The sequence below is a fragment of the Nocardioides alkalitolerans DSM 16699 genome, assembly GCF_000426525.1.
Lineage (GTDB): Bacteria > Actinomycetota > Actinomycetes > Propionibacteriales > Nocardioidaceae > Nocardioides > Nocardioides alkalitolerans.
Genome location: NZ_AUFN01000010.1, coordinates 84,344 through 96,718, shown reverse-complemented (window position 1 = coordinate 96,718; position 12,375 = coordinate 84,344). Strand labels below are relative to the sequence as shown.

The following is a 12,375-nucleotide window of genomic DNA, read 5'->3' as shown; positions in this document are numbered from 1 at the left end:
TTCGGCGTGGTCCGGCGTCGACTGAATCGGCCCCCTGCGCCGTGCCGTGCCACACTTCGGTCATGCCGAGCCGCTCCACCCACGACGCCGACCGCACCCACGCCCTCCGGGAGGCGATCGAACGGACGGGGTACTACCCCGAGGTCGTCGTCGACGGTGTCGCCGGTGCCGTGGCGGGCGAGGAGGTCGTCTCCTTCTACGTGCACCACGAGCCGACCATCGAGCGCGACGAGGTCCGTCGCCACATCACCGTCGCGGTCCTGACGCCCACCCGCCTCATCCAGGTGCACACCGACGAGCACGCCGGCGACCACCTGCTGCCGCAGCCCTACACGTCGACGTCGTCGGAGGCGGTGGCGCTCTCCTCGGTGAAGTCCGTGGTGGTGACCCGCATGACGACCAACCCGACCAAGGGTCCGAGCCTGCCCGCCGAGGCCGTGCTCACCATCGGCTGGGGCGGCGTCAGCCGCATCGAGCTGATGCCCGCCGCGTGCGAGGACCCGGAGTGCGACGCCGACCACGGCTACACCGGCGAGCTGCTCACCGACGACTTCTCGTTGCGCGTCTCGGCCGCGGCCGACGGCAAGGAGGCCGTCCTCGGCCTGCTCGCCTTCGCCGACTCGCTCTCCGCGCGCACGCGCGGCGCGTGAGCGCCGTCCCCGGTCCGTCGGGGGCGGGCCAGGACTTCGTCGAGCCGGCGTACGGGTCCCGCTCGCTCGGCGACGTCGTCCCGGCGGTCGCCCGCGCCCTGGGCGTGGGGCGTGACGTCGTCCCCGACCTGCCGACCGGCCTCCTGCTGCCCGACGCCCCGTCGTACGTCGTCCTCCTCGTCGACGGGCTCGGGTCCGAGCTGCTGCTCCGCTACGGCCACGCCGCGCCGTACCTCTCCGCCCTCATGGCCGCCTCCGAGGCGGGCACGGCGGGCGTGCCCTCCACGACCGCCACCAGCCTCACCTCGCTCGGCACCGGCCTGACGCCGGGCACCCACGGTCTGGTCGGGTTCAGCTCGCGCATCCCCGGCACCGACCGGCTCCTCTACCCGTTGAAGTGGGACGACCAGGTCGACCCGCTCGTGTGGCAGCCCCACCCCACGCTGTTCTCCCGGCTCTCCGCGGCGGGGGTGATCGTCAGCTCGGTGAACAAGCGCGAGTACGCCACCTCGGGCCTGACCCGGGCCGCGCACCGCGGGGCGGAGTACGTCGGGGCCGACCTCGCCGGCGAGCGCGTCGCCGCCGTGACGGCCGCCGCGTCGCGCCACCCGTCGCTCACCTACGTCTACGACGCCGACCTCGACCGGACCGGTCACAAGCACGGGGTCGCCTCGACGCCGTGGCTGCAGCAGCTGGCGACGATCGACGCCGAGGCCGAGCAGATCCGGGACGCGCTGCCCCCCTCGGTGCGCCTGCTCGTCGTCGCCGACCACGGCATGGTCGACACCTCGCCGGCCGCGCAGGTCGACGTGGACGACCATCCCGAGCTGACGGCCGGGGTCGTGCTCCTCGGCGGCGAGGCCCGGTTGCGCCACCTCTACTGCGCGGACGGCGCCGTGCCGGACGTCGTCGCGTCGTGGACCGCGACGCTCGGCGAGCGCGCGCTCGTGCTGACCCGCGAGGAGGCCCTCGCGCGCGGCTGGTTCGGGCCCACCACCGACGCCGTGAGGCCGCGGCTGGGCGACGTCGTGGTCGCCTGCACCGGCTCCACCGCCGTGGTGTCGCGGAGCCGGTTCTCCTACGAGACGTCCATGGTCGGCCTCCACGGGTCGCTGACGTCGGCCGAGATGAGCATCCCGATCCTCGTCGGCTGACCCGCCCCCGCGCAGCACGACGCCCGCGCCGCCGGATGGCGGAGCGGGCGTCGGTGGTGGTGCGGGTCGTACGGCGTGCGGCCGGGTGGCCGCGCCGGTCAGTCGCGGACGGCGGAGATCACGCCGAGGTCGGCGTCGAGGGTGACGTCCCAGTCCTGGCCCTGCGCGTCGCGGACCTCGACCTCGAAGGCCTCGCCGGCGTCGTCGCTGCGGTCGACGTCGACGGCGGTGCCGCCCTCGACGGCCGCCTCGGCGGCGGTGGCCACCTCGGTGCGCTCGGCGTCGCCGATCGGCTGGTCGTCGGCCTCGACCGACGCCGCGTCGGCGCGGTCGTCGTCGTACCGGTCGTCGTCCCGGTCGTCGTCGTAGCGGTCGCCGTCGTCGTCGGCGCGGCTGCTGAGGACCGTGAAGTCCTCGTCGAGCACGACGTCCCACTGCAGGCCGTCGGCGTCGACGACCTCGACGTCGTAGAGGCGCGAGCCGCCCTCGTCGGTGTCGTCGTCGAGGTCCGCGTCCACGGCCCGGCCGCTGCCGACCTCCTCGACGGCGGCGGCCTCGGCGCGCTCGCGGTCGTCACGGGTCAGGTCGTCGCCGTCGGCCGTGGCGGCCCAGAAGGCGCCGCCGGCGCCGAGCACGGCGACGGCCGCGATGCCGGGGACGAGGACGCGCTTGGCGGTGATCTTCTGGCCGATGCTCATGGTGTTCCTCCGTGGTGTCGGGGTGTCCGGGGCGGTGCGCCCCGTCGTGATGGCACCACTCTGCGACGACGTCGCTGAACCCTCCCTGAAGGCGTCTGAACGTGCGTTCAGGAACCGCGTCCGCGCAGGTCAGGAGGCGTCGCGAGCGACCGGCAGGCGTACGACGAACCGCGCGCCGCCGAGGGGGGAGGCGTCGACGCGCGCCTCGCCGCCGTGCGCCCGCGCGACCTCCCGGACGATGGCCAGGCCGAGGCCGCTCCCGCCGTCGTCGCGGGCGCGGGCCTCGTCGAGGCGCACGAAGCGCTCGAAGACCCGCTCGCGCTGGTCGGGGGCGACGCCGCTGCCGTCGTCCTCCACCGCGACCTCGAGCCAGCCGGGCTCGGGCGTCGTCGTGCCGAGGCGCAGCCTGCCGGCGCTGTGGCGCACGGCGTTGTCGACGAGGTTGCGCACCACCTGGGCGAGGGCGGGCCCGTCGCCGTGCGCGCGGACGGGCGCCACCCCCGTGCTGTCGACCTCGACGCCGGGGAAGGCACGACGCACGCGGGAGGCCTCGGCGAGGAGCAGGTCGTCGAGGTCGACGTCCGCCTGGCGGCGCGTGCTCGCGCCCTCCTCGGTGCGGGTCAGCACGAGCATCTGCTCGACGAGGTGCTGCATCCGCGCCGTCTCCTCGAGCACGGCCTCGGTCAGCTCGCCGGGCTCGAGCGCGTCCGGGTGGGCGCGCGCGACCTCGGCGGTCTGGCGCAGGCCGGCGAGGGGGGAGCGGAGCTCGTGGGAGGTGTCGGACACGAACTGGCGCTGCTTCGTCGCCGACGTCTCGAGGCGTTCGAGCATGTCGTTCATCGTGTGCGCGAGCCGCGCGACCTCGTCGCGTGACGGCGGCACCGGCACGCGCTGGTCGAGCGCGCTGCTGCCGATGCTCGCCACGCGCTCCCGGATCCGTTCCACCGGGCGCAGTGCGCGCCCGGTGACGACCCAGGTCGTGGCGCCGACGAGGAGCACGGCCACGGGGATGCCCACGGCCAGCAGCGGCCAGAGGGCGGCGACGGAGTCGTCGGCGCCCTCGAGCGACGCGGCACCCGAGACGACGTACGTCGTGCCCTCGTGCTCGACGCGCTCGGTGACGACGACGTAGGGGTCGCCGTCGAGGTCGGTGCGGGTGTCGCCCAGGGGGAGGAGCCGGCCGCCGGAGCCCGACGAGGCGACGACGGCGTCGTCCTGGGCGACCTGCCAGGCGATCTCGGCGACGTCCTCGTCCTCGTCCTCGTCCTCCCCGTCGCGCCCCTGCCCCGTCCGGTCGTCGGCGGGATCGTCGGCGCGCTCGGTCGACTCGGCCGGCAGGGCCGCGGGGCCGCCGCCGTCCAGCAGGTCGGCAATCTCCTCGGCGCGGTTCTCCGCGCTGGTCTCGGCGGCCCCGCGCAGGGAGGCGCCCAGCGCCAGCACGAGGACGACCGCGCCGGCGGTGAAGGCGAGCGCGACGACGAGGGTGGCGGCGACCGTCGTGCGCACCCGCACGCCGGCGCCCCGCCGTACGCGCGTGGACGGGTCGCGCCCCGCCGTCGCCCCTGCCACCTCAGCCACCTCAGCCACCTCAGCCACCTCAGCCACCGTCGCTCGCCAGGCGGTAGCCGGCGCCGCGGACGGTCTGGATGGCGTCGCGGTCGAAGGGCCGGTCGATCTTGTTGCGCAGGTGGCGCACGTAGACCTCCACGATGTTGGGGTCGCCGTCGAAGTCGACGTCCCAGACCGCGTCGAGCACCTGGCGCTTGGAGACCACGTCGCCGCGGTGGCGCAGCAGGTGGGCGAGCAGCGACATCTCGCGCGACGTCAGGGTGAGCTCGGTGTCGCCGCGCCAGGCGCGGCGGGCGGCCGGGTCGAGGCGCAGGTCGCCCGCCTCCAGCAGGGTCGGACGCTCCTTGGCGCCGCGGCGGGCGACGGCGCGCAGGCGCGCCACGAGGACGGGGAACGAGAACGGCTTGGTCAGGTAGTCGTCGGCGCCCGTGTCGAGCCCCTCCACCTGGTCCCACTCGCCGTCCTTGGCGGTCAGCATGAGGATCGGGGTCCAGTTCTCCTCCGCGCGCAGGGTCGAGCAGACCTTGTAGCCGTTGATGCCCGGCAGCATGAGGTCGAGCACGATCGCGTCGTACGGGTTCTCCCGCGCGAGCCAGAGCCCGTCGGTGCCGTCGTGGGCGACGTCGACGGCCATGCCCTCGGCCTCCAGCCCCAGCTTGAGGGAGCGCGCGAGACGCCGTTCGTCGTCGACCACCAGAACACGCATGGCGTCATTGTGCCGACCCGTCGCTGAAGCGCCGCTGAACGAGGCCGCGAGGGGAGGATCGGCACGGCGCGAGCGACCTGCGATGAGTTCACGCCCGCCGACGGGTCCATCCGTCCGACCGCACCACCGAGGCAGCCGCCCGCACCCGAGGAGAACCCCATGCGTCAGCTCGTCGTCACCGCCTTCGTCTCGCTCGACGGCGTCATGGAGGCGCCGGGCGGGGAGCCCGGCTACCGCAACAGCGGCTGGACCTTCGCCGACCTCGAGCACGTCGACGCCGTCTACGACCTCAAGGGCCGCGAGCAGGAGGAGGCGGGCGCGCTGCTGCTGGGCCGGGTCAGCTACGAGGCCTTCGCGCCGGTGTGGCCCGACGCCGACTACTTCGCCGGCTACAACGCGATGCCGCGCTACGTCGTCTCCACCACGCTGGAGGGCGACGACCCGCGCTGGCCCGCGACCGTGCTGCGCTCGCTCGACGACGTGGCCGCGCTGAAGGAGACCGACGGCGGCCCGGTGATCGTGCACGGCAGCGCCACGCTGGGCGCCGCGCTCGCGGACGCCGGGCTGGTCGACCGCTACCACCTGCTGGTCTTCCCGGTGCTGCTCGGCGCCGGCCGCCGGCTCTTCAGCGGCGCCGACAAGGACAAGCAGGTGCTCGACGTGCGCGAGTCGGAGACCTACGCCAACGGCGTCACGAAGCTCGTGGCCGACGTCCGACGCTGAGGTCAGCCGATCTCGGCCAGCGCCGGCACGACCTGCTCGCCGAGGGTCGCGGCGTACGCCGCGGGGTCGGCCCCGGGCGGCGGCGAGACGACCACGAGGGTGACGCCCAGGTCGGCGTACGCCTGCGCCTGGCGCAGGAAGTCGGCGGGGTCGGACACGGGGTCGGGCCCGCCGATGACGGTGCGACGGACCTCCGTCGGGTCGCGGCCCACGTCGGCGCAGTGCCGGTCGAGCACGGCGATCTTGTGGGCCACCTGCTCGGGCGTGGTGGCGAAGAGGTTGCAGGCGTCGGCGTACGTCGCGACGAGGCGCAGCGTCTTGCGCTCGCCGCTGCCGCCGATCACCACGGGCGGGCGGGGCGACTGCAGCGGCCGGGGCAGGCAGATCGTCTCCTCGAGCGCGTAGTGGCGCCCGTGCCACGGGCCGTCGTCGTCGCTCCACATCTGGTCGATCACCTGGAGCGTCTCCTCGAGCCGCTCGAAGCGCTCCGCGAGCGGCGGGAACGGCACCCCGAGCCCGCGGTGCTCGCGCTCGTACCAGGCCGCGCCGAGACCGAGGAACGCCCGCCCGCCGGAGAGCACGTCGAGCGTGGTGACGGTCTTCGCGAGCAGGCCGGGGTGGCGGTAGGTGACGCCCGTGACCACGAGGCCGAGCCGCACCCGCTCGGTGAGCGCCGCGAGGTAGCCCAGCGTCGTGTAGCCCTCGAGCATGGCGCGGTGCGGGCCGCCGAGCTGCTCCATCTGGAACCAGTGGTCCATCAGCGACAACCACGCGACGCCGGCCTCGTCCGCGGCCCGGGCGGCGTCGCGGAGCGTGGGCGCGAGCGCGGCGTCGCCGCCGTCGACGTCGAGTGCGGCGAGGTGCAGGCCGAGGTCCATGGGGTGCCTTTCGGGGCGGACGGGTGGGGCACGGTGGCGTGCGGGCGCCGGGATCCGTGGAAGGATGCGCGTCCGTGGCTGAACTGCACTTCTACACCGGCACGATGGACTCGGGGAAGAGCACCCTTGCCCTCCAGACGAACCACAACCACGCGGCGCGTGGTCGGGTGGGGCGCATCTTCACGAGCCACGACCGCGCCGGCCAGGCGACGATCTCGTCGCGGCTCGGGCTCTTCCACGACGCGGAGGAGGTGGTCGACGAGTTCGACTTCTGGCAGTTCGTCGTCACCACCCTCACCCAGGGGGGTCGCATCGACTACCTGATCTGCGACGAGGCCCAGTTCTACACGGCGCTGCAGATCGAGCAGCTGGCGAAGATCGTCGACGAGCTGCAGCTCGACGTCTTCTGCTTCGGCATCCTCACCGACTTCCGCACCCGGCTCTTCCCGGGTGCGGCGCGCCTCGTCGAGCTGGCCGACCGCATGCAGGTGCTGCAGGTCGAGGCGCTCTGCTGGTGCGGCAAGCGGGCCACCCACAACGCGCGCACCGAGGACGGCGTCATGGTCACCGAGGGCGACCAGGTCGTCGTGGGCGACGTCGAGCAGACGGGGCAGCCGCCGGCCGAGGTCGCCTACGAGGTGCTCTGCCGCCAGCACCACCGCCGCAAGCTCACCGCGGCCCGGGCCAAGGCCGTCTCGATGGCCCCCGAGCCCCTCCCGTTCGGCTGACCCGCCGGGTCGGGCATACCGACCGCCGCCCGGGCGTTCACCTCGCATGGAGCCGCTGGGGAGCATCGTCGTCGGCGCCGGCCAGGCGGGCCTCTCCGCGTCGTACCACCTGCGCCGCCGCGGGGTGCCGCACGTCGTGCTCGACGCCGACGCCGCGCCGGGAGGTGCCTGGCAGCACCGCGCGCACAGCCTGACGATGGCCGACGTGCACGGCGTGGCCCAGCTGCCCGACGAGCCGCTGCCCGACGTCGACCCGGCCGCAGCCGCCCGCGACGTGGTGCCGGCCTACTTCGCCGACTACGAGCGCCGCCACGACCTGCCGGTGGTCCGTCCGGTGGCGGTGCACGCGGTGCGCCCGGCGGGGGAGGACGGTGACCCGCACGGCCTGCTCGTGGTCGAGGCGGGCGACCGCACCTGGACCACCCGCACCCTCGTCAACGCCACCGGCACGTGGCGGCACCCGTTCGTGCCGTACGTCGCGGGGGTCCCCGGCTTCCGCGGACGCCAGCTGCACTCGAGCCGGTACGACGGACCCGCGGCGTTCGCGGGCCTCCGGGTGCTCGTCGTGGGTGGCGGGGCCTCCGCGGTGCAGATCATCGGTGAGCTGGCGCCCGTCGCCGACGTCTCCTGGGTGACGCGCCGCGCGCCGGTCTGGCGTGACGGCGAGGTCGAGGAGTTCGACGGACGGGCCGCGGTGGCGCTGGTCGAGGAGCGGGTGCGCCGGGGACTGCCGCCGCGCAGCGTCGTCAGCGTCACCGGGCTCTTCCTGCGGCCCCAGGAGGAGGCGGCTCGGCGGCTCGGCGTCTACGACCGGCGGCGCCCGATGCCGTCGCGCTTCACCGCGGGCGGCGTGGTGTGGGACCGCGACGGTGCCGGCGTGCGGGCGGGCGACCACCTCGCGGTGGACGTCGTCGTGTGGGCCACCGGCTTCCGCCCCGTGGTCGACCACCTCTCGCCGCTGCGCCTGCGGGCGCCCGGCGGCGGGATCGCGCTGGACGGCACGACCGCGGTGGCGGACCCCCGGGTCCAGCTCGTCGGCTACGGGCCGTCGGCCAGCACGATCGGCGCCAACCGGGCCGGCCGCGCGGCCGCGGTCGCCGTGCGACGCCTCCTCACCGCCGACGCCGAGGCGCAGGCGGCTGCCGAGGACGCGGCCACCGGGTCGGTGGCCTGAGCCTCACCAGTGGACGCCGCGGAACACCCGGGCGAGGAGCAGCTGCTCGTTCTCGGTGCCGGCCCGCGCGGCGTCGGGCTGGGTGTGGGCCTTGGCCGCGGTCGAGTCCGGGAACACGTGGTAGGCCATGTTGAGCAGCCGGAAGGCGAGCTTCGGCGCCACGGTGTGGGCGACCGCGCCCGCGTTGCCCAGCGGGGTGTTGAGCTCGTGTGGCTTCTCGACGAGCGCCTTGACCACCAGGTCGGCGGCCTGGGCCGGCGAGATCGTCGGGAAGCGGTCGTAGAGCTTGGTCGGCGCGATCATCGGGGTGCGCACCAGCGGCATGTGGATGCTGGTGAACGTGATGCCCTCGCCCACGAGCTCGGAGGCCACCACGTTGCTCCACGAGTCCAGCGCGGCCTTCGACGCGACGTACGCCGAGAAGCGCGGCGGGTTGGTCTGCACCCCGATCGACGACACGTTGACGACGTGGCCGCCGCCCTCGCGCATCAGCGGGATGAGCCCCATCACGAGCCGGATCGCCCCGAAGTAGTTGAGCTGCATCGTGCGCTCGAAGTCGTGGAAGCGGTCCTGCGAGAGCCGCAGCGAGCGCCGGATGGAGCGGCCGGCGTTGTTGACGACCCCGTCGATGCCGGGCAGCTCGCGGGTGAGCACCCCGCAGAGCTCGTCGATCGCGTCGAGGTCGGAGAGGTCGCACGGGAACACGTACGCCGTGCCGCCGCGCCGCTCGATGTCGCGACGCAGCTCGTCGAGCTTCTCCTTGCCGCGGGCGACGAGCACGGGCACCCCGCCGGCCTGGGCCACCTTGAGGGCGGCGACGCGGCCGATGCCCGACGAGGCGCCGGTGATGACCACGTGCTTGCCGGACAGCGCGGCCCGGTTGCGCCGGTTGCGGCCGGTGCTGGTGTCGAGCTGCTCCTCCCAGTAGGTCCACAGCGTGGCGGCGTAGGACTCCAGCCGCGGCACCGAGATGCCCGAGCCCGAGAGGGCGCGCGTGGTGCGGCGCGCCTCGAACCGGGTCGGGAACGAGGTGTGGGCGAGCACCGAGGCCGGGATGCCGAGGCGCCCCAGCGTCTGGTCGAGCAGCAGCTGGGCGGGAGCCGACCCGGCGACGGTGGCGGCCAGGTCGGCAGGGCGCAGACCCCGGGGGAGCAGGCGCCGCTCCACCGACGGCCGGCCCCGGCCCGCCGTGCCCGTGAACTGCGGCGCGCCGGCCGCGCTGCAGAAGGCGTTGACCATCTCGAGCACCGGCTGCGGCTCGGGGTCGACGAGGTGGAAGGTCTCGCCGTCGTGGCCCGGCAGGTGCGCCAGGTGGTCGAGCGCGGCGGCCACGAAGTCGACCGGTACGACGTTGGTGTCGCCGAGGTCGGGACCCACCAGCGGCGTCCACGCGGGCACGGTGTCGCGCAGCCGCTTGATGAGCGGGAAGAAGTAGTAGGGCCCGTCGACCTTGTCCATCTCGCCCGTGCGGGAGTCGCCGACGACGATCGCCGGCCGGTAGACGCGCCACGGCACCGCAGCGGTCTCGCGCACGATGCGCTCCGACTCGAACTTCGTGCGGTGGTAGGGCGAGGAGAACTTCTGGCCCACGTCGACGTCCGTCTCCGCGAACTCGCCGCGGTGGTCGCCCGCCGCGGCGACGGACGACACCTGGTGGAAGCAGTCGACCCCCAGCGCGGCCGCGAGCTGGAGGGCGTGACGGGTGCCGCCGAGGTTCAGCCGGTCGTTCGTCGCGCTGCTCGCGGCCATGTCGTAGCTGGCGGCGAGGTGGAAGAAGTGCCGCACATCGCCGCCGTGCTCCGCGACCCAGCCCGGATCGACACCGAGGCCCTCCTCGTCGAGCGAGCCGACGACGGGGAGCACGCGGTCGGTGCCCCACTCCTCGACCAGCTGCTGCAGCCGGCCCAGCGACCCCTCGCGCACGAGCACGTGCACGGGCCCCTCGCGCTTCTCGAGCAGCTCGCCGACGAGGAATCGGCCGATGAACCCGGTGGCGCCGGTGACGAAGTAGGACATGGCCGCAGCGTAGTGGCCCAGGTCACCGCAGGCGATGGGTCGAGGACGCCCCGTCCGCCGGCATCACCGGGGCCCACCCGGGCCTCACTCGGGTCGGCCGCCGCCGAACATGATCTCGTCCCAGCTCGGCACGGAGGCCCGGCCCCGGTTCTTGCGCGCCGGGCGACGGGTCGCGGGCGGCGGGTCGGCCGGTGCGTCGGTCGGTGCGTCGGTCGGTGGGACGTCGTCGGCGGCAGCCCCGCCGTCCGTGGCCGCCTCGGGGCGCTCGTCGGGTGCGCCGCCCGCGACCTCGTCGCCGGTGGCCGGCTCGGTGGGGGCGTCGGTGACAGACACGTCGTCGACCGCGTCGGGCGGCGTGGGGGAGTCCGGGGTGCGGGGCAGGGTGGACGCGGCGTGGCGCACGTCGGAGAGGTCGACGGTCGGCTCGCGGTCGAGCCCCTCGGCCTCCCACGTGGCCGGGCCGGTCGCGGTCGTGGGGGAGTCGTCCACGAGGTCCATCGCGTCGTCGCCCAGCGAGGCGCTGGCGGCGTTGGGGGCGGCCTCCGGGTCGTCGAGCGGGAGGTCGGAGAGCAGGTCGTACGGCGGCTGGTCGCCCAGGTCGAGCACCGACTCCGAGATGCTCACGCGGCCGGCACGGCGGCGACGGGCGCTCTGGAGGTCGTCGCGGCGGCCGGTGGCCGGGGCGGCGGGCGGGGCCTCGCCGATCAGCCAGCGGGCGTTGTCGTCCTCGGCGACGACGTAGCTGCCGCGCACGTCGAAGGTGTAGGTGGCGGTGCTCTGCTTCTTGCCGGCCGGGTAGACCGCGGTCAGCGTCCAGCGACCGTCGTCGCGGCGCCACGAGTCCCACTCGACCGCGTCGGCGGGGGTGCCCTCGCCGGAGAGGTGCGAGGTGACGGCGTCGCCGAGCGTGCGGGCACCGCCCGACTCGCCGGCCCGTCGGCGGACCGACGAGGCCTGGGCGCGCTGCACGATGTGGGCGCGCTCGGCCAGGACCGGACCGGCGAACGCCATGATCTTCTCGACCGACGTCTGGGCGGCCTCGGCGACCGCCTCCGGCGTCGCGCCGGCCCGGATCCGGGACTGGATGTCGCGGGGGCGGAGCGTTGATTCCATGGTGATCTCCAACTGACCGATGCGATCCACCTCGCCGCGCAGGGCGGCCCTGAGTCGGCCGTCCACGTCGAGCGTGAACTCCACGCCGGCATCGCTGACCAGGAGCAGGCGCCGCTTGTCCTGGCTCAGGCCTGCGAGCGTCAGGTGCACCATGTGCGGGCGGGCTCCTGCTCTGGTCGGGTGCCGGCGCGCGGGTCGCGCACGTCGGACGGGTGGTTCCGTGTGGGGCGAGCCTACGCCCCGAGGTCGCGGCGACGCGGGCGACGGGCCGGTGCGGCGCTACCCTCCGCGGGTGAGCTCGTGGGACCTGGATCCGGCCGTGCTGCTGGTCGTGCTCGACCTGGTCGGCATCTTCGTCTTCGCCATCTCCGGCGCCCTGGTCGCCGTGCGCAAGGACCTCGACGTCTTCGGCGTGCTCGTGCTGGCCGGTACGACGGGGCTCGGCGGCGGATTCCTGCGCGACGTGCTCATCGGGGCGACCCCGCCCGCGGCGCTCGCCGACTGGCGCTACCTGCTCGTGCCGGTGGCGGCCGGGCTGGTCGTCTTCTGGTTCCACTCCACCCTCGGCCGCATCGAGCGCCAGGTGAACGTCTTCGACGCGTTCGGGCTCTCGCTCTTCTGCGTCGCCGGGGCGGTCAAGGCGCTCGACTACGGCCTCGGACCGCTGCCGGCCGCCCTGCTCGGCATGGTCACCGGCATCGGCGGCGGCATGATCCGGGACGTCCTGGCGGGCCGGGTGCCGGAGATCTTCCGCGGCGAGCTCTACGCCACCCCGGCCCTCGCGGGCGCGGGGGTCGCGGTCGTCGGGGTCGAGCTCGACGCCCCGCTGCTCGTCATGGCCGTCGCCGGGGCGGGCGTCTGCCTGGTGTGGCGCCTGCTGGCGCTCTGGCGCGGCTGGCACGCGCCGCTGCCGCGGGGCCCGGCGAGCGTCTGACCGTCGGCGCCGCGGGCGCTGCTGTCGTCAAG

Annotated in this window: 12 protein-coding genes; 6 read left to right on the top strand and 6 right to left on the bottom strand. The window is 74.7% G+C overall.

Features of this window, described 5'->3' with window-relative positions; genetic code table 11:
* The first annotated feature begins 62 nt into the window (after nt 1-62).
* Nucleotides 63-650: a DUF5998 family protein gene (locus tag K329_RS0101200; RefSeq protein WP_028471633.1), complete on the top strand. Its 588-nt coding sequence runs from the start codon at nt 63-65 to the stop codon at nt 648-650.
* The gene (locus tag K329_RS0101195; RefSeq protein WP_028471632.1) at nt 647-1,804 is read left to right on the top strand and encodes an alkaline phosphatase family protein; all 1,158 of its coding nucleotides are present in this window, start codon (nt 647-649) and stop codon (nt 1,802-1,804) included. Before K329_RS0101200 ends, K329_RS0101195 begins: the two co-directional genes overlap by 4 nt.
* Nucleotides 1,805-1,902: 98 nt before the next feature.
* Here K329_RS0101195 and K329_RS29195 read toward each other — a convergent pair whose 3' ends face one another.
* The 3 genes from K329_RS29195 to K329_RS0101180 form a co-directional block, all read right to left on the bottom strand.
* The gene (locus K329_RS29195; protein ID WP_028471631.1) at nt 1,903-2,502 is read right to left on the bottom strand and encodes a PepSY domain-containing protein; all 600 of its coding nucleotides are present in this window, start codon (nt 2,500-2,502) and stop codon (nt 1,903-1,905) included.
* A 129-nt stretch (nt 2,503-2,631) separates the two neighbouring features.
* Nucleotides 2,632-4,080 (bottom strand): sensor histidine kinase, encoded by a 1,449-nt coding sequence (locus tag K329_RS0101185; RefSeq protein ID WP_211225705.1) that lies wholly within the window; start codon nt 4,078-4,080, stop codon nt 2,632-2,634.
* Between the two features lie 19 nt (nt 4,081-4,099).
* A complete protein-coding gene (locus K329_RS0101180; RefSeq protein WP_028471629.1) occupies nt 4,100-4,777 on the bottom strand; it encodes a response regulator transcription factor in 678 nt (225 codons plus the stop codon).
* 159 nt (nt 4,778-4,936) lie between these two features.
* Here K329_RS0101180 and K329_RS0101175 point away from each other — a divergent pair, with 159 nt between their 5' ends.
* Nucleotides 4,937-5,500, top strand: a complete 564-nt coding sequence (locus K329_RS0101175; RefSeq protein ID WP_028471628.1) for a dihydrofolate reductase family protein — start codon at nt 4,937-4,939, stop codon at nt 5,498-5,500.
* Nucleotides 5,501-5,502: 2 nt separating this feature from the next.
* Here K329_RS0101175 and K329_RS0101170 read toward each other — a convergent pair whose 3' ends face one another.
* The gene (locus K329_RS0101170) at nt 5,503-6,378 is read right to left on the bottom strand and encodes an LLM class F420-dependent oxidoreductase (protein ID WP_028471627.1); all 876 of its coding nucleotides are present in this window, start codon (nt 6,376-6,378) and stop codon (nt 5,503-5,505) included.
* 74 nt (nt 6,379-6,452) lie between these two features.
* On the opposite strand from K329_RS0101170, the gene K329_RS0101165 reads away from it, so the two are divergent.
* Together K329_RS0101165 and K329_RS23760 are read left to right on the top strand one after the other, a co-directional pair.
* Nucleotides 6,453-7,106, top strand: a complete 654-nt coding sequence (locus K329_RS0101165; RefSeq protein ID WP_028471626.1) for a thymidine kinase — start codon at nt 6,453-6,455, stop codon at nt 7,104-7,106.
* Nucleotides 7,107-7,152: 46 nt separating this feature from the next.
* On the top strand, nt 7,153-8,280 hold the full coding sequence (locus K329_RS23760) for an NAD(P)-binding domain-containing protein (RefSeq protein WP_043641833.1): 1,128 nt from the start codon (nt 7,153-7,155) through the stop codon (nt 8,278-8,280).
* Nucleotides 8,281-8,283: 3 nt separating this feature from the next.
* On the opposite strand, the gene K329_RS0101155 is transcribed toward K329_RS23760, so the two are convergent.
* Nucleotides 8,284-10,296, bottom strand: coding sequence for an SDR family oxidoreductase (locus tag K329_RS0101155; protein WP_028471625.1), 2,013 nt, complete (start codon nt 10,294-10,296; stop codon nt 8,284-8,286).
* Between the two features lie 84 nt (nt 10,297-10,380).
* Nucleotides 10,381-11,562 carry a septation protein SepH gene (sepH, locus tag K329_RS29190; RefSeq protein WP_052336223.1) on the bottom strand — a complete coding sequence of 394 codons (1,182 nt, stop codon included), beginning with the start codon at nt 11,560-11,562 and terminating at the stop codon, nt 10,381-10,383.
* A 139-nt stretch (nt 11,563-11,701) separates the two neighbouring features.
* Between sepH and K329_RS0101145 the strand changes: the two genes are divergently transcribed.
* Entirely contained in the window at nt 11,702-12,343 is a 642-nt protein-coding gene (locus tag K329_RS0101145; RefSeq protein ID WP_245596400.1) for a trimeric intracellular cation channel family protein, read from the top strand.
* Nucleotides 12,344-12,375: the final 32 nt, after the last annotated feature.

Excerpts from the sequence above, each read along its gene's own strand:
- K329_RS0101155 (WP_028471625.1), bottom strand. The coding sequence starts at position 10,296 with ATGTCCTACTTCGTCACCGGCGCCACCGGGTTCATCGGCCGATTCCTC.
- sepH (WP_052336223.1), bottom strand. The coding sequence starts at position 11,562 with ATGGTGCACCTGACGCTCGCAGGCCTGAGCCAGGACAAGCGGCGCCTG.
- K329_RS0101170 (WP_028471627.1), bottom strand. The coding sequence starts at position 6,378 with ATGGACCTCGGCCTGCACCTCGCCGCACTCGACGTCGACGGCGGCGAC.
- K329_RS0101200 (WP_028471633.1), top strand. The coding sequence starts at position 63 with ATGCCGAGCCGCTCCACCCACGACGCCGACCGCACCCACGCCCTCCGG.
- K329_RS0101175 (WP_028471628.1), top strand. The coding sequence starts at position 4,937 with ATGCGTCAGCTCGTCGTCACCGCCTTCGTCTCGCTCGACGGCGTCATG.
- K329_RS23760 (WP_043641833.1), top strand. The coding sequence starts at position 7,153 with ATGGAGCCGCTGGGGAGCATCGTCGTCGGCGCCGGCCAGGCGGGCCTC.
- K329_RS29195 (WP_028471631.1), bottom strand. The coding sequence starts at position 2,502 with ATGAGCATCGGCCAGAAGATCACCGCCAAGCGCGTCCTCGTCCCCGGC.
- K329_RS0101180 (WP_028471629.1), bottom strand. The coding sequence starts at position 4,777 with ATGCGTGTTCTGGTGGTCGACGACGAACGGCGTCTCGCGCGCTCCCTC.